19 protein-coding genes and 2 pseudogenes are annotated in these 25,169 nt (G+C 41.3%); 7 read left to right on the top strand and 14 right to left on the bottom strand.

The window, feature by feature from the left end:
• Positions 1 to 187 precede the first annotated feature (187 nt).
• Both G4Y78_RS08460 and G4Y78_RS08455 read left to right on the top strand, forming a co-directional pair.
• Positions 188 to 391: pseudogene (locus G4Y78_RS08460) on the top strand (transposase); the annotation flags it as partial.
• A 204-nt stretch (positions 392 to 595) separates the two neighbouring features.
• Positions 596 to 972: pseudogene (locus G4Y78_RS08455) on the top strand (integrase core domain-containing protein); the annotation flags it as partial.
• An 892-nt stretch (positions 973 to 1,864) separates the two neighbouring features.
• Here G4Y78_RS08455 and G4Y78_RS31520 read toward each other — a convergent pair.
• Entirely contained in the window at positions 1,865 to 2,368 is a 504-nt protein-coding gene (locus G4Y78_RS31520) for a pilin (protein ID WP_329604954.1), read from the bottom strand.
• Between the two features lie 269 nt (positions 2,369 to 2,637).
• On the opposite strand from G4Y78_RS31520, the gene pilB reads away from it, so the two are divergent.
• The 5 genes from pilB to yacG all read left to right on the top strand — a co-directional run bounded on the left by pilB (position 2,638) and on the right by yacG (position 7,556).
• Positions 2,638 to 4,332 (top strand): type IV-A pilus assembly ATPase PilB, encoded by a 1,695-nt coding sequence (gene pilB / locus G4Y78_RS08445; protein WP_163832605.1) that lies wholly within the window; start codon positions 2,638 to 2,640, stop codon positions 4,330 to 4,332.
• A gap of 245 nt (positions 4,333 to 4,577) precedes the next feature.
• Positions 4,578 to 5,795, top strand: a complete 1,218-nt coding sequence (locus tag G4Y78_RS08440) for a type II secretion system F family protein (RefSeq protein ID WP_163832604.1) — start codon at positions 4,578 to 4,580, stop codon at positions 5,793 to 5,795.
• Between the two features lie 85 nt (positions 5,796 to 5,880).
• The gene (locus tag G4Y78_RS08435; protein ID WP_163832603.1) at positions 5,881 to 6,762 is read left to right on the top strand and encodes a prepilin peptidase; all 882 of its coding nucleotides are present in this window, start codon (positions 5,881 to 5,883) and stop codon (positions 6,760 to 6,762) included.
• Positions 6,752 to 7,357, top strand: coding sequence for a dephospho-CoA kinase (coaE, locus tag G4Y78_RS08430; RefSeq protein ID WP_163832602.1), 606 nt, complete (start codon positions 6,752 to 6,754; stop codon positions 7,355 to 7,357). The genes G4Y78_RS08435 and coaE overlap by 11 nt, the downstream gene beginning before the upstream one ends.
• On the top strand, positions 7,350 to 7,556 hold the full coding sequence (yacG, locus tag G4Y78_RS08425) for a DNA gyrase inhibitor YacG (RefSeq protein ID WP_222937666.1): 207 nt from the start codon (positions 7,350 to 7,352) through the stop codon (positions 7,554 to 7,556). Before coaE ends, yacG begins: the two co-directional genes overlap by 8 nt.
• Positions 7,557 to 7,585: 29 nt before the next feature.
• On the opposite strand, the gene G4Y78_RS08420 is transcribed toward yacG, so the two are convergent.
• The 13 genes from G4Y78_RS08420 to murD form a co-directional block, all read right to left on the bottom strand.
• Positions 7,586 to 8,551, bottom strand: a complete 966-nt coding sequence (locus G4Y78_RS08420; protein WP_163832601.1) for a Nudix family hydrolase — start codon at positions 8,549 to 8,551, stop codon at positions 7,586 to 7,588.
• Positions 8,552 to 8,568: 17 nt separating this feature from the next.
• Positions 8,569 to 9,783, bottom strand: coding sequence for a bifunctional glutamate N-acetyltransferase/amino-acid acetyltransferase ArgJ (argJ, locus tag G4Y78_RS08415; protein WP_163832600.1), 1,215 nt, complete (start codon positions 9,781 to 9,783; stop codon positions 8,569 to 8,571).
• 91 nt (positions 9,784 to 9,874) lie between these two features.
• A complete protein-coding gene (gene secA / locus G4Y78_RS08410; protein ID WP_163832599.1) occupies positions 9,875 to 12,589 on the bottom strand; it encodes a preprotein translocase subunit SecA in 2,715 nt (904 codons plus the stop codon).
• A 169-nt stretch (positions 12,590 to 12,758) separates the two neighbouring features.
• Positions 12,759 to 13,691 (bottom strand): M23 family metallopeptidase, encoded by a 933-nt coding sequence (locus G4Y78_RS08405; RefSeq protein ID WP_163832598.1) that lies wholly within the window; start codon positions 13,689 to 13,691, stop codon positions 12,759 to 12,761.
• Between the two features lie 788 nt (positions 13,692 to 14,479).
• Positions 14,480 to 15,394, bottom strand: coding sequence for a UDP-3-O-acyl-N-acetylglucosamine deacetylase (gene lpxC, locus G4Y78_RS08400; RefSeq protein WP_163832597.1), 915 nt, complete (start codon positions 15,392 to 15,394; stop codon positions 14,480 to 14,482).
• Between the two features lie 107 nt (positions 15,395 to 15,501).
• Positions 15,502 to 16,665, bottom strand: a complete 1,164-nt coding sequence (gene ftsZ / locus G4Y78_RS08395; protein WP_163832596.1) for a cell division protein FtsZ — start codon at positions 16,663 to 16,665, stop codon at positions 15,502 to 15,504.
• 68 nt (positions 16,666 to 16,733) lie between these two features.
• Positions 16,734 to 17,972, bottom strand: a complete 1,239-nt coding sequence (gene ftsA, locus G4Y78_RS08390) for a cell division protein FtsA (protein WP_163832595.1) — start codon at positions 17,970 to 17,972, stop codon at positions 16,734 to 16,736.
• A gap of 176 nt (positions 17,973 to 18,148) precedes the next feature.
• On the bottom strand, positions 18,149 to 18,964 hold the full coding sequence (locus G4Y78_RS08385) for a cell division protein FtsQ/DivIB (RefSeq protein WP_163832594.1): 816 nt from the start codon (positions 18,962 to 18,964) through the stop codon (positions 18,149 to 18,151).
• 14 nt (positions 18,965 to 18,978) lie between these two features.
• Positions 18,979 to 19,890: a D-alanine--D-alanine ligase gene (locus tag G4Y78_RS08380; RefSeq protein ID WP_163832593.1), complete on the bottom strand. Its 912-nt coding sequence runs from the start codon at positions 19,888 to 19,890 to the stop codon at positions 18,979 to 18,981.
• A complete protein-coding gene (gene murC / locus G4Y78_RS08375) occupies positions 19,887 to 21,362 on the bottom strand; it encodes a UDP-N-acetylmuramate--L-alanine ligase (RefSeq protein WP_163832592.1) in 1,476 nt (491 codons plus the stop codon). Before murC ends, G4Y78_RS08380 begins: the two co-directional genes overlap by 4 nt.
• Complete coding sequence (murG, locus tag G4Y78_RS08370; RefSeq protein ID WP_222937665.1) at positions 21,355 to 22,443, bottom strand: undecaprenyldiphospho-muramoylpentapeptide beta-N-acetylglucosaminyltransferase; 1,089 nt, start codon at positions 22,441 to 22,443, stop codon at positions 21,355 to 21,357. Before murG ends, murC begins: the two co-directional genes overlap by 8 nt.
• Positions 22,443 to 23,603: a putative lipid II flippase FtsW gene (gene ftsW / locus G4Y78_RS08365; protein WP_163832591.1), complete on the bottom strand. Its 1,161-nt coding sequence runs from the start codon at positions 23,601 to 23,603 to the stop codon at positions 22,443 to 22,445. Before ftsW ends, murG begins: the two co-directional genes overlap by 1 nt.
• Positions 23,593 to 24,957 (bottom strand): UDP-N-acetylmuramoyl-L-alanine--D-glutamate ligase, encoded by a 1,365-nt coding sequence (gene murD / locus G4Y78_RS08360; RefSeq protein WP_230425715.1) that lies wholly within the window; start codon positions 24,955 to 24,957, stop codon positions 23,593 to 23,595. Before murD ends, ftsW begins: the two co-directional genes overlap by 11 nt.
• Positions 24,958 to 25,169 lie beyond the last annotated feature (212 nt).

Here is a 25,169-nt window from a genome sequence, read left to right as displayed (position 1 = left end):
TCAAATCTAGGGTTTAGTCAGATATCAATCACTTAATAGTCGGCTAAAATCGTTATTTCTATATAATACACCAAATGCCGTGTTACCAAAAAGCAACCTCCTGTGATTTCAGTAATGGCAATCTAGTAAAGATAGGAAAAAGCCGAATTATTCAACAGAATTTAAAGTTGATTCAGCAAACCTGTTCATTTACCAAGGTTACAGTACCAAAGAAACCGCAGAAGCAGTGGGTATCAGTGAGTCAGCCATTCGCAAATGGGTAAATAAACTCCAACAAGAAAAGCAGGGCATTACACCAAAAGTAAAAGCGCTAACGTCTGAACAGCAATATATTCAGGCTTTAGAAACAAAGATTAAACGTCTGGAACGGGAAAAAGATATACTAAAAAAAGCTACCGCTCTCTCAATGTCGGACTTATCATGGATTTATTTTCTCGGCGAATTGTTGGCTGGTATATAGCTAGTAGTCTAACAATAAAGTTTTTTCACCTTGACTTATGCTGTATCTCTAAGAAAGAGCCTGTATATCAAAGCAGACAGGCATCACCTGTTGCCTTGAGTAGTGAAAGAACTTTTTGGTTGAAGCACTAGCTGTATGAATACAGACTTAATTTGCAAAGCGATGACTAAAGCCATTTATTTACGACAGCCGAAGGTCGGCTTAGTGTTTCATAGTGATAGAGGATCACAGTATACAAGTCAGCCATTTCAACATTTATTAAAAAAGCACCGGATACGATCTTCAATGGAAGACGTGGTGCTTGTTGGGATAATGCAGTAGTAAAGCGATTTTTTGGTAGTTTAAAGCACGACTGGATTTTGAAAACAGAGCAACCTACTCGCCAGCATATAAGACAAGATGTTACTGCATATATGAAATATTATAATCTGGAACGTTTGCATACGGCTAATGAAAAAATGTCTCCAGTCAACTTTGAACAGTCTCAGAGAAAAGTGTTCGGTTTAGTTTGACCAGAACAATCTACATATGGTAGTGCTTTTAGGACAGCTCCAAATAATCAAATACCTCATTATCAGCACTAAGTTCATTGAAATTAGAAGGTCAGCAGTTAAGAGGCAATGATAAAGCGGTTATTTTAATTACCACCTGAAAACGTAAAAAATTTAGTCAATATTTAATGGAAAAACTTTTGCTGAGTTAAGGATGAGCGTAATTATAGAGCTATTACTACTTAAAAGTGTCTACAGTATTACCCAAGGAAGATCAGTGCAACTAACCTCCCCCACCAAGACTCATTTAGGTAGAAATTGATTTGAACGATACTGGTTAGCTAGTGGTATATCTAAAAAGCAATTTTAAGTATTTAGTGCAAGACTATGTTACGATGAGCCAAGACTTAAATTCTCTGGTTTTGCAGTGTTTGGTTGCACCTTTATTGTAATAACTTATGTGGATTTAATATTTTTTCAATCTTATGCAACAGTAGCAATTTACAGTATTTCCCAACATTTAAAGATCCGGCTAACTTAATAAAGTTAACGGAATTTTAGTGAAAATAAAGATCCCCGGGGCAAGCCCTTTCGCTTACGCTCAACTTCGCTCTGCGAAGCGGGGTATTTTGGTTAGATGAATACCGTCCTCCCTTTTACGCCGCAAGCGGCGGGGAATAGAACCCGAAGAGATTTAAAAAAACACCAAAAAAATTTTAAGCTTGTTTAGTTTGTATAAATAGTTACAGGCAAAATAGTTAGCAAATTAATTACAACTTATTAAGTTTCTGGTTAACTATATTTTATCAGTGCCTGTGCATCCAGAGCCCTACCCTATAGACAAGTTAAATTTAATAAAAAATTAAGGAAGCTTTAAAATAAAGCTTCCTTAAGTAAGGTTTTTGTATAAATTTTATGGCCGACAATTAGAAGGTCTATATTTGGCTTCTAAATCACCGCCTGTACAAGTCCAGGTCACAGCACCAGCAGGTGGAGTACCTGCTGCAAGAGCAGCACCATTAGACTTTGGCTCTAAAATTATAGTCTTACCAGCACCACCAGCTGCGGCAGTATATGTAATTGTAATTGTTCCATTGGTTGCATCGACAGCCAAACCAGTCACATTGTCAGTTGCAGCAGGTGCTGTCCAACCAGCTGATAAGCTTTTATTCGCTGATGCTGCATTTTCCGCTACAGCCAACTTTGCTGAAGAAGCAAGCGATAGGCCTTCTGTAACCCTTGATCTAACTGTATAGTCTTGATAAGCAGGTATCGCTACTGCTGCCAATATTCCTATGATTGCAACCACAATCATTAACTCAATAAGGGTAAAACCCTGCTGTTGTTGTTTAATGTGTTTCATGTGACCTAACTCCGTTGTGTTTAAGGTATGTAAAATTAAATAGTCACTTTCCATGCCAACTCTTTAGTTATGCTTAATGCCTAAGCATTTGTAAGCCCTAAAACTAATTTATAGCATCAATTTAATTTTTTGCTTGATAAGTTATTTGATTAAACCACACCCAATTAATGGTCACTAACTGACCTTTTTGGTCAGCTGTTGCTATATAACTTTTTTGCTACCTTATTCTTTCAGTAGGAAAAGCTGGTGGTTTCACTCTATACTTGGTTCGATCTAACCGATATATTTTCGATAGTTGTAGCCTAAGTAAGCGATTATAAAAGATGATTCTAACGGGACTAGCTAAACGTTTAGTTGATGATAACCTGCTCAGTCATGATCAGGCGAGCCAGGCATTTCAAGAAGCTTCTAAACAAAAAATTCCTTTTGTTACCCATTTGGTTCAGGCTGATCTTGTTCAGTCAAAGGATATTGCCCGGCTTGCTGCGGAAGAGTTTGGCTCCCCTTTAATGGATATAGATTGCTTTGATTTTGAGCAAGCCCCTAAAGAGCTCGTCAATGAAAAACTGATTAGAAAACACCATACCCTCCCCTTGTTGAAACGGGGCAATCGCCTATTTGTTGCTGTTTCTGACCCAACTAACCTCAATGCATTAGATGAAATCCGTTTTAATACAGGGTTAAATATTGATGCAGTATTAGTTCAAGAGGACAAGCTCTCAGCTGCAATTGAGCGTTTTTTAGAAAGCGCTGATGACGCTTTAAGTGATTTATCCGATGAAGATTTAGATGCACTAGAAATATCAGCTGGTGACGAAGAACAAGAGACCGCGGGCGGTGATGAAGCTGATGATGCACCTGTTGTCCGATTTGTTAATAAGATGCTGTTAAGCGCCATTAAAGGTGGCTCTTCAGACCTACACTTTGAGCCCTATGAAAAAAGCTATCGCGTTCGCTTTAGGACAGATGGTGTACTACATGAAACCGCGAGACCCCCCATTACTTTAGCCCCTCGTATTTCTTCCCGCTTAAAAATTATGTCTGCTATGGATATCTCTGAGCGGCGTAAGCCACAGGACGGCCGGATTAAAATGAAATTATCTAAAACAAAAGCTATCGACTTTCGGGTGAATACCTGTCCTACCTTATGGGGTGAAAAGATTGTATTACGAATTCTTGACCCAACCAGTGCCCAAATGGGGATTGATAGCCTAGGTTATGAAGAAGAACAAAAAGACATGTATATGGAAGCTTTACATCAACCCCAAGGCATGATTTTAGTTACCGGACCAACAGGAAGTGGTAAAACCGTTTCGCTTTATACTGGGCTTAATATTCTAAATACTGTCGAACGCAATATTTCTACTGCTGAAGACCCTGTCGAAATAAACTTGGAAGGCATCAACCAAGTTAACGTTAACCCCAAGCAAGGAATGGATTTTGCCCAAGCACTGCGAGCATTCTTAAGACAGGACCCTGATATTATCATGGTAGGTGAGATTCGAGACTTAGAGACCGCTAGTATTGCCATCAAAGCAGCTCAAACGGGTCACATGGTAATGTCCACTCTACATACCAATAGTGCTGCTGAAACCCTAACACGCTTATTAAACATGGGAGTACCAGCTTTTAACCTAGCTACTACCGTCAATTTAATTATTGCCCAGCGTTTAGCACGACGACTATGTAGTAACTGCAAGGTTAAAATGGACATTCCTAAAACAGCTCTACTTCATGAAGGCTTCACGGAAGAACAGGCACAAACAGCTCAATTATATGGCCCCAAGCCAAAAGGTTGTGAAAAGTGCAATAATGGCTATAAAGGGAGGTTGGGTATTTATGAAGTAGTGAGAATTACACAAGGACTTTCAAAAATTATTATGGAAGAAGGCAATTCCATTGAAATAGCTGAACAGGCACAAAAGGAAGGCTTCAATAACTTACGTACATCCGGATTGCTAAAGGCATTACAAGGGTTAACTAGCCTGGAAGAAGTGAATCGAGTGACCAAAGATTAGTCGTGCTAGAAGAGTAAAGGTGTTTTATTAAGCAAAAACCTTAATTATTTGAACAAGTTAGCATTATAACTGGTTGTTTCTAACAGATTTAACGTGCATGCGTTACACTTATTCTGTGATACAACTAAAAAGGTACTTTTTGATTTAGATGACCCAACAGTTGTTAAACTGAAAAGTACCTTAGTTATAAACCCATAATGCTCGGTAGCGGGCCTACCCAAGGAATCTGATAGTCAGGTAATCCAATGGCTACAAAAGCAGTTAAACCCAGCGCTTTCGCCTGGGAAGGTAAAGACAAAAAAGGTCGTAAAACCAAAGGGGAGATCCAAGGCGCCAGTATTGCCATGGTCAAGGCAGAGCTGCGTAAGCAGGGGATCAATCCAACCAAGGTTAAGAAAAAAGCCATTAGCCTTGGCGGTAAAGGTAAAAAGATCAAGCCGATGGATATTGCTGTCTTTACCCGTCAGCTTGCCACCATGATGAAAGCAGGTGTACCGCTAATTCAGTCGTTTGAGATTACCGCCGATGGCTGTGAAAATAGCAATATGCGAGACTTGGTTAACGATGTTAAAAATGACGTCGCTGGGGGTAGTAGCTTGGCTGAAGCCTTAAGAAAACGTCCTAAATATTTTGATGATTTATATTGCAGCCTAGTGGCATCTGGTGAGCAATCAGGCGCACTGGAAAACTTACTAGATAGAATTGCTACTTATAAAGAAAAAACGGAATCACTAAAAGCCAAAATCAAAAAAGCCATGACCTATCCAATTGCTGTAGTCGTTGTGGCAGTAGTTGTGACAGCTATTCTATTGATCAAAGTAGTACCTCAATTCCAGGAAGTTTTCTCAGGTTTTGGCGCTGACTTACCAGCCTTTACTATGTTTGTAATTGAGATTTCTGAATTCTTACAAGCCTACTGGCTCTACTTTTTAATTGGTATTGGTGTAATTATTTTTGCTTCTAGCAAAGCACTAGAGAAATCTAAAGGACTACGTGATGGTAGAGACCGGTTTGTGCTAAAAGTTCCGATTGTTGGTGATATTATTGATAAATCGGCTGTTGCCCGTTATGCCAGAACCCTCTCTACAACCTTTGCGGCAGGTGTGCCTTTAGTGGATGCCCTTGACTCTGTAGCAGGTGCTGCAGGTAATATAGTTTATTATGATGCAGCTAGGCAGATTAAAGAAGATATCTCTTCTGGCCAACAATTACAGTTTGCCATGAAAAACACTGGAGTATTCCCTAACTTAGCAGTCCAAATGGTAGGAATTGGCGAAGAATCTGGTGCCCTTGATGAGATGCTAGACAAAGTGGCAAGTCATTATGAAGAGGAGGTGGATAATATGGTTGATAATCTCACCAGTTTAATGGAGCCAATGATTATGTCTGTATTAGGCGTTTTGGTAGGTGGCCTTATTGTGGCTATGTACTTACCTATTTTCCAATTGGGTTCTGTTGTTTAAAAGCCTACTTCTTTTACGTTTATCACTTTTGCTATGATAAGGGCAGTTTAAACACTGCCCTTTTATTATCTGGTATTTTCTTTAAATGAATATAATTGATTACTTAGCCAGTAGTCCTGCTGCTTTTATTATAGTCTCACTTGTTTTTGGTCTGATTGTTGGCAGCTTTTTAAATGTCGTTATTTTACGACTCCCCACCATGATGAAACGGGACTGGCAAACGCAGTGTTGTGAGTTGCTTGAACAAACACCACCTACCTTTGAGCCTACTAAATTTAATTTAATTTTCCCTCACTCCCATTGCCCTAAGTGTCAAACCCCCGTGAAAGCCTGGCATAATATACCCATTTTGAGCTATATCCTGTTAAAGGGAAAATGCGCTAACTGCCAAGCCTCCATATCTATTCGCTACCCCATTATAGAGTTCGTCACTGGTTTGCTAGCTGTGGCTGCTGCTTATTACTATGGCTTTAGCTGGCAAATGATAGCAGTTAGCAGCTTATTTTTTGCCATGGTAGTACTCACCATGATTGACCTGGATGAGCAGTTACTACCTGATAGTATTACCTTACCTTTTTTATGGCTTGGTCTTGCCCTAAATTATTTCAGCTTCTTCACTGATCTTGGTAGCGCACTCTGGGGAGCAATTGCCGGATATTTATCATTATGGAGTGTGTATTGGGCTTTTAAATTACTCACAGGCAAAGAAGGTATGGGGCATGGTGACTTTAAGTTGCTAGCCTGCTTTGGTGCCTGGTTTGGCTGGCAAATGCTACCTGTTATTATCCTCCTTTCTTCTCTTGTGGGGGCTGTTGTAGGTATCATTATGATTGGGCTTGGGTTAAAAGACAGAAGTAGTAAAATCCCTTTTGGTCCTTATTTGGCAATTGCCGGTATCATTGCTTGCTTATGGGGTGAAACCTTGATTAATAATTATCTACAAATAGCAAAGTTTCATGGTGTATAAAGTCGGTATTACGGGTGGTATTGGCAGTGGCAAAACCGCTGCCACAGACTATTTAGCTAATACTAAGCAAATAGTTATTGTTGATGCTGATGTCATTGCCAGACAAGTGGTTGAGCCAGGTACTTCGACATTACTCGCTATTGTTGATCATTTTGGTGAACAAGTATTACTTGAAAATGGCACACTTAATAGACAATACCTACGGCAATTGATTTTTAATTCTCCAGCAGAAAAAAAATGGCTGGAGAGCCTACTCCATCCTCTGATTCGTCAACAAATTATTGCAGAGCTGAAGCAGGCTACATCTGCTTATGCAGTGCTGGTATCCCCTTTATTATTTGAGACTGATCAGCACCTTCTGGTAGATCGCACTTTGTTAATCGATGTACCTGAATCAGTGCAAATAGATAGGGCCTGCCAACGGGATAACATGACCAAAGAGCAAGCACAGCGAATCCTGGCAACCCAAATGTCACAAGAGGAGAAACAGCAGCGAGCAGATGATATAATTAACAATCAAGGCTCACTTCAGCAGCTTTATGCTCAGTTGGATCAGCTTCACCAGCAATATTTAGGATTTGCTCATCATGACTAGTGCTATTGTTAAGTGCCCAACCTGCAAAATAGCAGGTCCTTGGTCACCAAAAAATGAATATCGCCCCTTTTGCTCTAAACGCTGTCAATTAATTGATTTAGGTGCCTGGGCTGATGAGCAACACCGTATCCCAGGTGACCCAGCTTTTCTGCCAGAGGAAGAGCTGGTGGCAGAATACCCTACTGATAAGATTGGCTAAGTTAGCCTGAGCTAAGGAGAGCCTTTTCGTTAGTTACAATTGGGCCAAAACTGGCTAATTCCAGCAACCCCCTGGCCACCAATCTGTCTGGTTTTTTCTATATCATCAACGCTTAGCCCACCCAAACAATAAACGGGACTTTGAGCTAGTTCAATGAGTTGCTGCGCTTTTTCCCAACCCAATGGCTTCTGTAATGGATGACTATTTGTTAGTTGTACTGGAGATAGGTTAATAAAATCCACTCTTAGTTCATTAGCCTTCACTACTTCATCTGCATTATGGCAAGACGCGGCAACTAACCAACCTTGCCCTTGATATCGAGCAATTATTGCTTTATCAGCATTTAATAATTCAGTTGCAGTAAGATGAACACCACTAACTCCAGGCAGTTCAATTGTTTCTTTACAGCAGTTTCTCTGTTTTATTAACAGCTGAACCTGGTTTTGCTCACAATAACCCGCCACGGATTTTATGAAGTTGAACGACACTGACTCTTCTTCAACCCTCAACTGAATCAGCTTAATACCTGAGTCAACTGCTTTTTGGATCCGCTGGAGGCAATCAGCTTGATCGATAAAATCCCCAGTAATTAAATAACGATCCGGTAATAACAGGGCTTGCAAAATAGGACGATTAGCCGGTGGGAATTGATAATCAACTAGCTGAGCCTTCGCTACCCATTGGATCGCTTGGCCTTCATTTCCTACAGGCTCACCACTAAACTCTGTTACTTGCCATACATCAAGCTGCACGATTTTTTCGGGATATTCGTAGGTTATCTGAATCAATGGGTTGGCTGTAACAATCTGGATAGAGAGCTCTTCCTGCAATTCTCGTATCAATGCATCTTGTATCGTTTCACCCAGCTCTACCTTACCACCAGGAAATTCCCACTTCCCCCCCTGATGTTTATCATCCGGTCGTTTAGCAATTAACACTTCACCTGAAGCATTAATAATAGCTGCTGCCGCAACCTGAATTGATTTTTTGTGCATAGAGTAATTCTCAGACATTAGGTCCGGTATTCAGCGTTAATCTTGACATACTCATGGGAAAGATCAGTGGTCCAGATGGTTTCAGCAAATTCCCCACTACCAAGCTCAATATCAATAGAAATAGTTGATTCTGCCATAGCTTGCTGGCCCTGCGCTTCTGTATAGCTGGCTGCTCGACCGCCATTTTCAACAATTAATACATCATTCAGTTTTATTTGTACTTTACTCACATCTAAATCAGCAATCGGTGCTCGGCCCACAGCAGCTAAAATTCTTCCCCAATTAGGATCACTAGCAAATAAGGCCGTTTTAACAAGTGGTGAATGTGCTACTGTATAAGCTATTTCCAGGGCATCTTGAGAGCTTTTTGCCCCACGTACATTGACAGTGACAAATTTAGTGGCACCTTCACCATCACGCACAATCATCTGTGCTAATTGCTGAGCCACATCAATTAAGGTGTTTTTAAATAGCTGAAATAGCCGATCACTAGTACCTGCTATCTTATTATTAGCGGCACCAGTAGCAACCACCATAAAAGCATCATTGGTTGAAGTATCACCATCAATAGTAATTCTGTTAAACGACAAGTTCGCTACATCACTTGTTAGTTGCTGAAGCAAAGCCTGCTCAATAGCCAGATCTGTTGCAATAAAGGCTAACATTGTGGCCATATTAGGCTTAATCATACCAGCGCCTTTAGCAATACCAGTGATAGTATAAGTGCACCCATCCCAGTCAAACTGCTTAGAAATACCTTTTGCCTGAGTATCTGTCGTCATAATGGCTTCCGCCACATGATTCCATGAGTGGCCATCTAATGAGTTGGATAGCTGAGGTAAGGCATCCGCGATTTTACTAACAGGTAATGGCTCACCAATAACTCCTGTCGAGAAAGGCAGTACCTGTTGAGGATTTAGTTTTATATGCTTTGCAACCAGTTCACAGCTGTGAAAAGCATCAGTTAAGCCTTGTTGCCCAGTACCAGCATTAGCATTACCCGCATTAATCAAGATTGCTAATGGCCCATGGGCTAAGTGTTGCCTAGCCAATTGAACTGGGGCTGCACAAAAACGATTTTGGGTGAAAACACCTGCGACAGTTGTTCCTCGTTGAAACTGCAGCAATGCTAAGTCTGTTCGATGGTTTTTCTTGATGCCTGCAGCAACTGCTGAGAGTTTGATGCCAGGTATAGGCAACAGTTGTGTTATTGATTCTATGCCAACAGCCATAATTTGCTTTACCTCACAAAAAAGGCGACTACCGTCGCCCTTTTTTACTTACTGCATATTTAAGCCTTCACCTTAAAAGGTTAGGCATATTTTATACAATTTTACCATGACATTGCTTATACTTTTTCCCTGACCCACAAGGACAAGGCTCATTCCGCCCAACTTTACGTTCCTGGCGAATAAACGGTGCATTAGTAGTTTGTTGCTCTGTATCTTCAGCTGAAGGTGTTTCACCAGTCATACTCGCTGCTTCAGCATGCTGAAACTCCATTTGTCTTGCGAGGGCTTCTCTACGCTGACGTTCAACCTCTTCTGTATTATCGTCTTGCCTTACCTGTACATGAGATAGAATTTTGACAGTTTCATGTTTGATGTCTTCCAATAACTGTTGGAATAACTCAAACGATTCACGTTTATATTCCTGTTTTGGGTTTTTCTGGGCATAACCACGTAAATGAATACCTTGACGCAGGTAATCCATTGTTGCTAAGTGCTCTTTCCATTTATCATCCAGCACTCTTAGCAACATTTGTTTCTCAAACATGCGTAGTACAGTGGCACCTGCCAACTCTTCTTTCTGCTGATAATCATCTAACAGTTGCTGTTTGATTTTTGCTCTCAATGGCTCTTCATAAAGTTTATCATCTTCATCCAGCCACTTTTGAATAGATAAATTAATGGCGAACTCTGATGTTAAATGCTCTTCCAGACCATTTACATCCCACATTTCCTGTAAGCTTTGAGGAGGGATAAACTGGTTTATCGCTTGCTCTAAAACATCATCTCTGAACTCCTGAACCATTTCAGATAAGTCATCTTCACTCATCACTTTATTACGGAAGCTGTAGATATATTTACGCTGTTCATTGGCAACATCATCGTATTCTAATAATGCTTTACGAATATCGTAGTTACGGCCTTCTACTTTACGCTGAGCTTTTTCAATGGCATTGGTTACCATCCGATGCTCAATTGCTTCACCTTTTTCCATACCAAGCCGCTGCATCAAATTACGAATACCATCGGAGGCGAAAATACGCATTAAACTATCTTCAAGGGATAAATAAAAACGACTTGAACCTGGATCACCCTGACGGCCTGAACGTCCTCTCAGCTGGTTATCAATTCGGCGTGACTCATGTCTCTCAGTACCAATAATATGTAAGCCGCCAGCATCCAACACTTGCTGATGTCGTTCTTGCCACTCAGCTTTAATACTATTGATTTGCTCTTCAGTGGGATTCTCTAGTTTGGCAATTTCCGCTTCCCAGTTACCACCCAACACAATATCTGTACCACGACCTGCCATATTAGTAGCAATCGTCACAGCACCTGGTTTGCCAGCCTGAGCAATAATTTCCGCTTCTTTTTCATGGAATTTAGCATTCAATACCTGATGTTCAATACCTGCTTTTTTTAATGCTGCAGACACTCGCTCAGAAGACTCAATGGAAGCAGTACCCACCAAAATAGGGCGATGATTGGCAACATTTTCTTTAATGTCTTCAATGACAGCATCGTATTTTTCTTCAATACTAAGGTAAACCAAGTCATTATAGTCTTTCCGCACCATTGGTTTATGGGTAGGAATAACGATCACATCCAGACCGTAAATTTGTCTTAATTCAACTGCTTCCGTATCTGCTGTTCCAGTCATGCCAGAGAGTTTTTCGTACAGGCGGAAATAGTTTTGAAAAGTGGTTGATGCCAAAGTCTGGCTTTCACTTTGAATTTGTAGGCCTTCTTTCGCTTCCAAAGCCTGGTGCAACCCTTCAGATAGCCTTCTACCAGGCATAGTCCGACCGGTATGTTCATCCACCAGTAATACTTGGCCATTTTGCACAATATAATCGATATTTTTGTGAAAAATTTGGTGAGCTTTTAAGGCAGCATAAACATGATGGAGCAGGTTTAAGTTATTGGGCGCATAGAGGCTTTCACCTTCTGCCAACAAATCTTTTTCTGCAAGTAGCTCTTCAACAAACTGGTGGCCAGACTCATTCAGCTCAACCTGTCGAGTTTTCTCATCAAGGGTAAAATGCCCTTCTACTGTCTCTTCTTGTTTTTGTAATTTAGGGATAAGTTTGTTAATAAGGGTATAAAGCTCTGAGCTATCTTCAGCGGCACCAGAAATAATTAATGGCGTTCTGGCTTCATCAATCAGAATGGAGTCTACTTCATCTACAATGGCATAATTTAATGGGCGCTGAAACTTATCCTCCAGACTAAACGCCATATTATCCCGTAAATAATCAAAGCCAAACTCGTTATTAGTACCGTAGGTAATATCCGCTTGGTAGGCTGCTTTTTTCGACTCTGGGTCCTGGCCTGATGTCACCACCCCAACCGCTAGGCCTAGGAACTCATAAAGTGGACGCATCCAGTTTGCATCACGACTAGCCAAATAGTCATTGACAGTAACAACATGAACACCTTTGCCTGTTAAACCATTAAGGTAGGCAGGCAAAGTTGCCACCAAGGTTTTCCCCTCACCCGTACGCATTTCGGCAATACGCCCCTCATGCAAGGTCATACCACCAATCAGCTGAGCATCAAAGTGACGCATCCCCATAATGCGCTTACCAGCTTCTCGAACTACAGCAAATGCCTCAGGTAATAAACTGTCTAAGGTCTCACCCTTTTGAGCGCGATCACGAAACTCATCAGTTTTGGCCTTTAATTGATCATCTGACAGCTTGCTCAATGACTCCTCTAGAGCATTCACTGCTTTTACTACTTTACGCATCCGGCGTAACTGGCGGTCATTTTTACTACCAAAGACTTTTCGAACTAAAGGCGCTAACATAATCGTTTACTTATAGTGTCCACAAAATTAATGCCAGACAGCATTTTAGGTTGCTTGGCTGATTTTAAAAACAAAAATAGAAAAAGTAGCTGGATTGTAACGCTAATTCCTTTATACAAGAAAGCATTACCACAGCTTTTAAGAGAAACTACTCAAAGTGCCTATTGATTTAACCATTAGCACGGGAAATGTACTTGGCGGGGTTAACAACATTACCGTCTCTATACACTTCAAAATGAACATGTGGTCCTGTTGCACGCCCACTGCTGCCCATTAAAGCAATTTTTTGCCCTTTTTTAACTAAGTCACCTACTTTAACCAATATTTTACTGTTATGTGCATAACGGGTAACAAATCCATTACCATGATTGACTTCAACCATGTTCCCGTAACCTCCTCGCGAACCAGCCCAAGTGATTACACCAGAGCCAACAGAGAAAATACCCGACCCATACTTCCCAGCAAAATCGATCCCTTTATGCCAAGCATAACGTCCATTAATTGGGTCTGTCCGTCGGCCAAACCTTGATGACAACCATCCCTTTTTAATAGGGCTACCGGCTATCAATACATCGTCTTTTATTTTACGAGAAGTAATCAAGTCGCCCAACAATTCCAATTGAGCTTCTCTATTATCTATCTGCTTAATCAATTGATCTATCAAGTCAATAAACTGGGGGGGCTTAAATGTATCATCTATATCAGTGGACTCAGGGCCACCCAACCCAGGAGGCTCACTAAAGTCAAACTCGCCATTATCAAGATCAGCAATTTGGGTTAAACGCTCACCTAATGCATCCAGCCTAACCAACCGGCTTTGTAGCTCAGACACTCTCAGTGCTAATGTATCCAACTCTGCGGTAGCCTGATCTTTAAGTGCACTGAGTTCACGCCGTTGATTAGCAATTTCCCCTTGCCAATGCTGTGCAGCTTGATTATTTGCGGTATGAGTTGAAAGAGGGTTAAGGTAGGTATAAGTTCCCCAAATTGAAAGGCCAATAAGAGCAACGAGTAGGGTAAGCACAAGTAAGGTAAGCCCAAAGGGGCCAATATGAAGTGTTCGTGATCTATCTAGCTTTCGTCGGACAATAATAATATTCATTCACTTGCACTTTTATTTCACGGGGATTGCGCACCTCTAATAACGCCAATTAAAACAAAGGCCATTAAAGCTCATATTGCCTGACTACAAGATAAGTACATCATTATTAAATTGAGTACAAAATAGAGTTGAGCATAACTATCAGCTATTTAAAAGTAATAGCAGCTATTTAAAGTAACACCCTATCAGTGCTTGCAGTCATTAACCCCCACTAGTTACACCTTTATGTATGTTGAACTTATTGTAACACAAGTCTAACACCTATGACTTAAGCAGTAATAGACAATAGCCTTACCACTAAACTGCAAACTTTTGCCGCTATTAGCTAAGCTCTTTTACCCCGTCAATCTTATTTGTTAACAATAAACCTTTTTTTACCTGCACCACTTAATTACCCTAACCAACAGGTGGCATAAGTGACATTAGCTTAAAACGTTTAGTATTAATTTTCTTTAGTGGGTTTAAGTAGCAAAATGTTCACATGCTTATAATACAATAAGTATTTACCCTTATACATCATATATAATACAATATCTTTACCTAGATTACTCAACAACAGGCAAATAGATAAACACTTTGTTAAAACATCAGCATTATCAGCCAACATATTAACTTACTAGATGTGCTATCTACCTGTGTATTATAATGGCTACCACATATCAATGAAGTGGAAAGCCGCCTGCTAAAGGGCGTTTCCCATAAAAGCTCACGCCTATTTGTAACTACTATACAATTCACAACGACTAGAGTTAAAGCCTAACTCATCAACAGTATTAATTCAGCAAAGATTATACTGCAGCAACTGGCCGCATATAGGAGATTGGAGCCTCAGCAGGATTTTCAAAAGTGACTACTTCCCATGCATCTTCTTGTGCCATCAAAGCACGTAATACTTTATTGTTTAAAGCATGCCCAGATTTAACTGCACGATACTCACCAATCAAGCTATTACCCAGCAAATATAAGTCACCAATTGCATCAAGCATTTTGTGTCTAACAAATTCATCATCGTAGCGCAAGCCATCTTCATTAAGAATTCGATAGTCATCAACAACAATTGCATTATCTACACTACCACCTAAGGCAAGGTTTTTAGAGCGTAGATATTCGATGTCACGCATGAAGCCAAAGGTTCTTGCACGGCTGACTTCTTTTACAAAAGAGGTACTGGAAAAATCAACAGAAGCAGTTTGAATATTGCCTTTAAATACTGGGTGGTCAAAGTCAATCGTAAAGGTTACTTTAAAGCCATCAAATGGTAAGAAGGTTGCGATTTTATCACCTTCTTTATAGGTAACTTCTTTTTTAATTCGGATAAACTTCTTCGCTGCATTTTGTTCTTCAATACCTGCAGATTGAATTAAGAAAACAAAAGGCCCAGCACTGCCATCCATGATAGGCACTTCATGAGAACTTACTTCCACATAGGCATTGTCAATGCCAAGGCCTGCCATTGCAGAAAGTAAATGTTCAACAGTGTCTACTCTAATGCCATCATTATTCATTAGTGATGTACATAAAGTAGTATCACCAACAAAGCTTGCTATTGCAGGTATTTCTACAACCGGATCCAAGTCTGTCCGACAAAAAACAATCCCCGTATCCACAGGAGCTGGCTTCAATGTCAAGTAGACTTTTTCTCCTGAATGTAGTCCTACTCCCGTAGCACGGATAATGTTTTTTAAGGTTCTTTGTCTAATCATATATGTACGCCGTCTTGATCAAATCCTGCCAGAAGGCAAACAAGTGACCGGCGATTGTATCAAAAGCTGACCAATACACAAATGGTAAGTCAACTTTATTTAATACTTTAGTCAGCTTGCCTTCTTAAAAATGCAGGTATATCCAAGTAATCCATATTGTCTGTACTACGAGTCCGTTCCGGCTGGACAACTTGGTTGTCAGTTCCGGCGGCAGCTTGCTTTCTCATGACTGTAGGGCGATCCAATTTATTGTAGTCTAAAGTACCATCACTTTTGGTATTATCGACTACTTTAACAGGTGCATCAGTTGCATCATTCGCCCCTAACCCTGTCGCTACCACGGTGACTCGTAACTCATCAGACATGTCAGGGTCAATTACGGTGCCAACCACTACGGTAGCATTTTCTGAGGCAAACTGCTCTACAGTATTACCCACTTCTGAGAACTCGCCCAAAGAAAGATCCAATCCTGCTGTAATATTAACCAATATTCCACGCGCGCCGTGTAAATTTACATCTTCAAGTAGCGGGCTGCGAATCGCAACTTCGGCTGCTTCTACTGCTCGATTAGAACCTGTAGCAGAACCAGTTCCCATCATTGCCATTCCCATCTCAGACATTACTGTGCGCACATCCGCAAAGTCGACGTTAATCATTCCCGGACGAATAATTAAGTCAGCAATACCTTGAACAGCACCAAGCAATACATCATTTGCCGCACTAAAAGCAGACAATAAGCTGGCATCTTTTCCTAATACAGGCAACAATTTTTCATTAGGAATTGTGATTAATGAATCAACATTTTCTGCTAATTCTTTAATCCCTTCATCAGCCACAATCATCCGCTTACGCCCTTCAAAAGGGAACGGCCGGGTCACCACAGCGACGGTTAAAATACCCATTTCTTTGGCAACTTGCGCAACAACTGGTGCTGCACCAGTACCAGTACCACCACCCATACCGGCTGTAATAAATACCATGTCAGCGCCATTTAATACTTCAATCAACCGGTCACGATCTTCCAGCGCTGCTTCACGACCAACATCAGGATTAGCACCTGCACCTAACCCTTTAGTTACTCCGGTACCTAATTGCAGAACCGTTTTTGCCGCCAAGTTTTTTAACGCTTGAGCATCTGTGTTAGCACAGATAAAATCAACGCCCTCGACGTGCTTATTTAACATGTGGTTGACAGCATTGCCACCTCCGCCGCCCACACCGACAACTTTAATGACCGCGTTTTGCGGCACATTATCAACCAACTCAAACATAACCCTCTCCTTTCTCTCAACTATCTACTGCTACTCAATTTAATTTGTATTAATTATCATTACTCCTGTTAAAAGTTTCCCTGAAACCAATGTTTCATCCGGCTAAAGATACTTTCTTTAGCGACAGATCTTACTGGTATGGCAACATTACCTTCTTTTTGATGCTGTAGGCCATAATGCAATAACCCGACACCTGTCGAGAAAATTGGGTTTTTTACCACATCAGAAAGTCCTTTAATATCCGTAGGCATGCCTAACCTGACGGGCATATGAAAAATTTCCTCAGCTAATTCCACAACACCTTCCATTTTTGCTGTACCACCAGTTAGTACAATGCCCGCTGGAATTAGCTCTTCAAACCCACTACGCCTCAGCGCACCTTGCACTAACGTAAACAATTCCTCGTAACGGGGCTCGACTACTTCTGCCAATGCCTGTCGTGACAAATCTCGTGGTGGACGATCACCGACACTGGGAACTTTAATAAGCTCTTCTGCCCGGGCTAACTGAGTAAGTGCACAGGCGTATTTAATTTTAATTTCTTCTGCATGCTGGGTTGGTGTGCGTAGCGCCATCGCAATATCATTAGTTACTTGATCACCAGCAATAGGAATCACTTCTGTGTGACGAATTGAACCACTGGTAAATATGGCAATATCAGTCGTCCCACCACCAATATCAACTAAACAAACACCTAATTCTTTTTCATCTTCGGTTAATACCGAATAACTGGAAGCCAACTGTTCTAAAATGATATCTTCTACTTCTAAATTGCAACGTTTTACGCATTTTTCAATATTTTGTGCCGCATTCACTGCGCAAGTAACCAAGTGCACTTTTGCTTCCAGTCGAACCCCTGACATACCCAAAGGCTCTTTCACTCCTTCCTGTGTATCCACCACATATTCTTGCGGTAAAATATGGAGAATTTTTTGATCAGCAGGAATCGCTACGGCCTGTGCCGCATCAATTACACGATCCACATCCGCAGGGGAAACTTCACGGTCTCGAATAGCCACAATGCCATGAGAATTCAAACTGTTAATATGACTGCCTGCTATCCCTGCATACACAGAATGAATCTGACAGCCAGCCATTAATTCAGCTTCTTCTATTGCTCTCTGAATAGATTGAACTGTAGACTCAATATTAACAACAACGCCTTTTTTCAACCCACGTGACGGATGAGCACCAATGCCTACCACTTTCAACGTGCCATCATCAGCCACCTCACCTACTATAGCGACTACTTTAGATGTACCGATGTCTAGACCGACTATCATTTTTCCGTCTTGAGACGTTGCCATTCGAAAACCTTCCTACCCATTACACTTCAAGTGAAGTTATACCCTCGCGAACACTTAATGTTACGCTCTGGGTATATGAAATTTACACCCCATTCCAATTTGTGCCCTTGCTGCTATTTTCCTTGACGCTACTTTTCTTCGTTGCTGTTTTGCCTTAACGCTAATTCCCATCTGAATTATTCACTGCTGATTTCACTTGTTTTCCAAGTCACTGCCACGCCACTGCTATAACGTACATCAACTGATTTAATTGACTCTTTTTTTATCGCCAGTTGTGTTTTATAAACTTTAACGAAGCGCTGTATTTTCTTAATTACATCATCTCTGCCAACCAGTACTTGAAAGTTATTAGTTACAAATACTAGCGCGCCCCTGGAACTAACACTTAACTCATTAACTGACATCCCTAATGGGCGAATAAGCTGCGCTATTTTATGATATTGAGCCATAACCTGTTGTTCTGTTCCTGTTGGGCCAGTTAACTTTGGTAAGCCTTTTAACCCTGTCAACTTTTCGGGTTTAAAACGACTTCCTTTGTTACTTAACAGCTCATCATCATTCCAGCGCGCCACTGCTATGTGTTCTACTATCTTTGCCTTGATTTGATCTGGCCACACTCGTCGTAAGGCAACAGATTCTACCCAAGGTACTTTTTCTAAATCAGCTTGTAGTCCCGTTAAGTCAATGTTAAAAAAACGGCTGCTTAAATAAGGTTCTACCAGCTGCCGCACTTGTACTTTTTTTAATGCAGCAAACTGGCCTTCCACCTGAACCCGTTTAACAGGCTGATTAAAATAGTCTGTTAGCTTTGGCCAGTACCAAATACTCAAACCAATAAAACAAGCTACTAGAGATAATTTTAGAAAGTTCGCCAGCAACCTGCTCCATTTTATTGACTTTTTTTGTACTCGTTTTTTTTTACTCGCACCTCGACGTTTTGCTTGCTTACGATTTATACCATTATTGTCGCGTAACCGCACAGGGTACATCATTATTGCCTATGAATCTATTGTGTCGTAGCCAGGATTTCTAATACTAATTTTGAAAAACTATAGCCTGCCTCTTTAGCAGCCATTGGCACTAAACTATGGTCAGTCATGCCAGGTATTGTATTGACTTCTAATAACCAAAAGTCACCTGCTTGATCTTGCATCACATCCACACGGCCCCAACCTTCACAACCTAAACTATAAAAAGCTTCTAGTGCCAGCTTTTTTAATTCATGTTGCTTACCTAGCGATAAGTTGCACGGACAAATATATTGAGTATCGTTGGCTATATATTTGGCCTCATAGTCATAAAATGTTCTGTCGGTTTTTAACTCAATTGGCGGAAGTGCCTGCCCATTTAAAATAGCAACGGTAAACTCTGCACCCGTAATCCAAGGCTCTGCCAATACATCATCATCAAACTGCTGAGCGGTTGCTAAAGCTGCAGAAAAATCTTCAGCTGTATTCACTTTAGTAATACCTATGCTTGAGCCTTCTTTCGCAGGCTTTAGCACACAAGGAAATGTGACTTTGGGTGACAACTCAGAGGTTTGCAGACTTTTCTGAAACAACTGAAACATTGGTGTTGGCAACCCCAAACCTTGCCAAAGTAATTTAGAGCGGTATTTATCCATTGCTAACGCTGAAGCTAATACACCACTACCGGTATAAGGAATTTCCAGAAATTCCAATAGTGCCTGCAAAGTACCGTCTTCACCACCTCGGCCATGTAAAGCGATAAATGCAATATCAATCGGCTTGATATCCTGCAACTGTTGGACAACATTTTTACCCACATCAACTAATGAAGCATCAACGCCTACATCGATTAATGCCTGATAAATTTCCCGGCCACTTTTTAGTGATACATCTCTCTCTGCAGATAAACCACCATAAAGCACTGCTACATGCCCAAACTGATTATTCATGCTTCACCTTTTTCTGCTGTATTTTTATCATTGACAAAACAGCATTTAATTTCTGCTAAATGATTGGCCACACCACCAATATCACCCGCGCCCTGAGTGATTAGCAGATCACCTTCCTGAATAATATCTCCCAAAATACTGGCAACATCAGCATCTCGCTTAACATATATAGGCTCCAATTTGCCCCGTTGACGAATACTGCGACACAAGCTTGGACCATCAGCCCCTTTGATAGGCTTTTCTCCCGCCGGGTAAACTTCCATCAACAGCAGCACATCGACTTCAGATAACACGTCAACAAAATCTTCATACAAATCTCGAGTACGACTATAACGATGTGGTTGATAAATCATTACCAGTCTTTTGTCTGGCCAGCCCTGCCTAATAGCATTAATAGTTGCCTCAACTTCTCTTGGATGGTGGCCATAATCGTCCACCAGCATAATCTCACCTACACCGGTCTGAAACTCTCCATAAACTTGAAAGCGACGCCCCACTCCCTGAAAACCAGCCAGTGCAGTAATAATATCTTGATTAACAATACCTTCGTCTTTTGCAATAGCAATCGTTGCCAAAGCATTTAATACATTGTGCGTACCTGGCATGTTAAGGGTAATTTCAAGCGGTTTTTCTTCACCAGCGCAATGTGCAGAAAAAGTCGTTTGGGTAGCTTGTTGTTGAATATTATCTGCCCAATAATCAGCTTCATTGGTTAAGCCATAAGTGACGGTGGGACGTTTAACTTGCGGTAAAATCTCCCTTACCACAGGGTCATCTATACACAATACAGCTAATCCATAAAACGGCAGATGATGTAGAAAATCGATAAAGGTTTGTTTGAGTTTTTCAAAATCACCTTCATAGGTTGCCATATGGTCAGCATCAATATTGGTAACTACTGTAATCATTGGTTGTAAATGCAGAAAAGAGGCATCGCTTTCATCCGCTTCGGCCACTAGGTAACGACTGCCGCCTAATTTAGCATTGGTACCAGCAGAGTTTAATTTACCACCAATGACAAAAGTGGGATCAAAGCCACCCTGAGCCAATACAGAAGCCATCAAACTAGTGGTTGTAGTTTTACCATGAGTACCCGCAATCGCAATTCCATGACGATAACGCATTAATTCTGCCAACATTTCTGCTCGCGGTACGATCGGAATGCGCTGCTTTTGAGCCGCTAATACTTCAGGGTTATCTGCAGCGACAGCAGTAGACACCACCACCACACTGGCATTTGCCACATGCTCAGATTTATGACCAATACAAATTGTTACCCCTAGCGATGCTAAACGGTCTGTTACAGCAGAGGCTTTAATATCAGAGCCACTGATTTCATAACCCTGATTTAACAGCACTTCGGCAATACCACACATGCCAGCACCACCAATTCCAACAAAATGGATTCGGCGTATTCGACGCATTTCAGGCACTTCAAAAACTGTCGACAATTGTTGTGTGTGGTTACCCATAGCTTACCTCTAAACAATGCTGAACAACTTTATTGGTAGCTTCAGGCTCAGCAAGCTGATGGGCATTGTTTGCCATCGCAACAAGTTTTTCTGGAGATTTTGAAAAATCAATTAACATAGCTACCAGTTTTTCAACAGTTAGTGTTGATTGTGGAATTAATACTGCAGCTTCATTACGCACTAAAAATTCTGCATTTTTAGTTTGATGATCATCTACTGCAAATGGAAATGGCACCAATAACGCCGCCACCCCAGCACTAGCCAACTCAGAAACGGTTAATGCACCTGATCGACACAAAACAAGATCAGCCCACTGATAAGCAGCAGCCATATCAGCAATAAATGGCTCTACGTTTATATTGGCAAAACCCTCAGTCTGATAGTTTGCTTCAACTTCAGCAAAATGCTGCTTACCCGTTTGATGCCAAATTTCAATAGCAACCCCTTGGTCAATACAGTTTTTTACCACCACAGGCATAAGGTCATTGATGGCTTTAGCTCCCAAACTCCCTCCCACAACCAATAATTTAAGGGGTTGCTGAGGCTGCTTGGAGGAATTACCACTTACAATTTCTGTACGCACCGGGTTACCTGTACAAAATACTTTTTGCTGATTTTGAAAAGTGCCAGGAAATGCTTCCAATACCCGATTAGCAACTTTTGCAAGCAACTGGTTAGTCAAACCAGGAATGGCATTTTGCTCATGAATCACTAAAGGTACGCCGAGCAATTTTGCTGCGACACCACCAGGACCAGTCACAAACCCACCCATACCTAAGACACAAGTCGGCTTTAGCTGCTTAAATAATTTCATTGCCTGCCATATAGAGCGGATTAAACGAACTGGCGCTTTAACCAAATCACCTACCCCTTTTCCACGAATACCTTTAATAGGGATTAGTGTAATTGGCAGTTCATAATTGGGAATAAGCTCCGCTTCCATACTGTTTTCTGTTCCTAACCAGTGTACCTCATACCCTTTGGCCTTAAATAAGTTCGCGGTAGCTAAAGCGGGAAAAATATGTCCACCTGTGCCTCCCGCCATAATGACAACAGTGCCTTTATATTCCATTTGACTCATTAGTTTGACCTCCCCTTGTTACGTTTTTTTGGGGAAGGCTTTCCTGCAATAAGCCTGGATTCATAGTCAACGCGAAATAAAACAGCAAGCGCAAGACAGTTAACAATTAAGCTACTGCCACCATAACTTAAAAAAGGCAGGGTTAATCCTTTAGTTGGTAATAAACCAGTATTTACACCAATATTAATTAATGATTGCATACCAAATAACAAGCCAATGCCATAAGCTAAATAACCTGAAAAAGTAAGGCCCCGCCGTTGCGCCTGCAAACCAACAAAAAGTGCCCGTAAAGTTAGCCCAACCAACAAACCAGTAACAATTAACGCTCCAACTAATCCTGTTTCTTCTGCTAAAACAGCGAAAACAAAATCGGTATGAGCCTCAGGCAAATAAAATGACTTTTGTATACTATTTCCCAACCCTACTCCAAGCCATTCACCACGGCCAAATGCAATTAGGGCCTGAGTAAGCTGATAACCACTATCAAACTGGTGGCTCCAGGGGTCGATATAAGTGGTTAACCTGGCTAGTCGATAGGGTTGTGAAACAGCGATTGCAGCAACAGCACCTGCACACACTAAAATTAAAATGGAAAATCGCCATAACTTGACCCCAGCCATAAATAACATGCCAATAGCAGTGCTCATTAATACAACCACAGCACCAAAATCGGGCTCCAGCAGCAGCAATAATGTTGCAACGGACAGTAACCCCATGGGTTTAATTAACCCCAGCCAGGTATTTTGCACAGCATCTTGCTGCCTGATGGAATAACCAGCCAAATAAATAATAAAAAATAATTTAGCCAGCTCAGATGCTTGTAAGTTAAATAGCCCTAGACTGATCCAGCGCACACTGCCATTAATTTCCCGGCCAATTAGTAATACTGCAATTAACAGCCCCATTGCAGTAAATAACAAGGCAGGCCCCAGTTTCAGCCAGGTATCCATTGGCACCATAAATACGCAGCCGGCTAACAATAAACTCATTAATAAATAAGTCAATTGCCGGTAAAAATGAAACAGCGGGTCTTTATATTGAGATGCAGCCACTTCAATTGAAGCAGAGGTCACCATCACCAATCCTAATGCTAAAAGCGCAATAGCAATTAATAGCAAAGGCAAGTCAACCGGTGAGTTTTTCAGCGGCTTACTGGGCATCAATAAACCTCATTACTATTTGCTTAAACACCTCACCACGCTGTTCAAAGTTGGTAAACATATCAAAACTGGCACAAGCGGGTGCTAATAACACTAAATCTCCTGGCTTCGCATAATTAACTGCTTGTAATATTGCTTCGCTAAGACCGGTAACAGACTGTTGCTCAGCAGCCCCTGCAACTTCAGCGGCTAAGCGCTCACCATCACAACCAAAGGTCAACAAACATTTTACATATTTTGCGATGGCTGGTTTCAACTCGCTAAAATCAGCGCCTTTACCATCACCACCCGCCAATAAAATAATTTTTCCGGTTAATTGCTCACCTAACCCTTCTATTGAAGCTTTCGCAGCCCCCACATTGGTCGCTTTAGTATCATTAATAAAAGTGACCTGATTATGCTCAGCCACCCACTCACAACGGTGAGGCAACCCTTTAAACTGCTTGATTGCTGTTAGCATGGAAGGCTTTGACCAATGTAACTGATGACCAATCGCTAATGCAGCCAATACATTAGCCTGGTTATGACTGCCTTTAATCAATAGCTGCTGACTGTCCAGCCACTCATCCAGCCCATACGACAGTTGCACAGTGTTGTTTGACTGGCGACAGCCAAAATGTTTCAAATCAGGCTCATTCAACCCAAACGACACCTGAGGTACACTACTTGGAACCAATGGCTGAGTTAAAGCATCTTGGCGATTAAACACCACACTTTGTGCACCTCGGAAAATTCTCTGCTTCGCCTTATGATAAGCAGATAAATCTGCATAGCGATCCATATGGTCTGGACTGATATTTAAAATACAAGCCACTGCTGGTTTTAACGAATAAGTGGTTTCTAACTGAAAACTCGATAGTTCAAGTACATATAAATCCGCTTTTTCAGTTAACAACTCCAGTACAGGCCTACCAATATTACCGCCAACGGCTACTTTAATACCTGCAACAGCAGCCATTTCCCCGACTAAGGTGGTGACTGTACTCTTACCATTGGAGCCAGTAATCGCAATCACCGGTGTATCCTCTAACGCTCGGGCAAACAACTCAATATCCCCGACTACTGGCACACCTGCAGCTATCGCATCAGCAATAGCAGGCTCAGTCAATGCAATACCTGGGCTGACAATTAACTCTGAAGCTTGCTTTAACAGATTACTATCAAATACACCCAGTTTGATGGGCAATTCTGGGAAATCCTGTTGCAATTGTGGCAAGTAAGGCGGCGACTGTCGTGAGTCTACCACCATTACCCGGTGCCCTTGTTCAACCAGAAAACGAGCGCAAGAATAGCCAGTTTTACCTAAACCGATGACTACCCTTAGCTGGTCTGATGTAATCATTTCAGTATTCAATTACTACACTCTTCCCGAATAGCTTTTAGGGTTTGTTGCCATCGCTAAACACCACGGATGGTGTAAATGCAGTTTATGCAGGAGCAATAAACTGTCTTCACCCTAGTTACCCATTATTTATAGGCTCATGAGGCTTCATCGCTTGCCGGCCTCTTCTCTAAAAACCATTCGAATTGACGATTTCTCATTTACCTTTAAGCACCTTTGAAACT

It is taken from the genome of Spartinivicinus ruber (assembly GCF_011009015.1).
Classification (GTDB): Bacteria; Pseudomonadota; Gammaproteobacteria; order Pseudomonadales; family Zooshikellaceae; genus Spartinivicinus; species Spartinivicinus ruber.
Note: the sequence above shows the minus strand (reverse complement) of the source record. Positions and strands in the feature narration are given on the sequence as shown.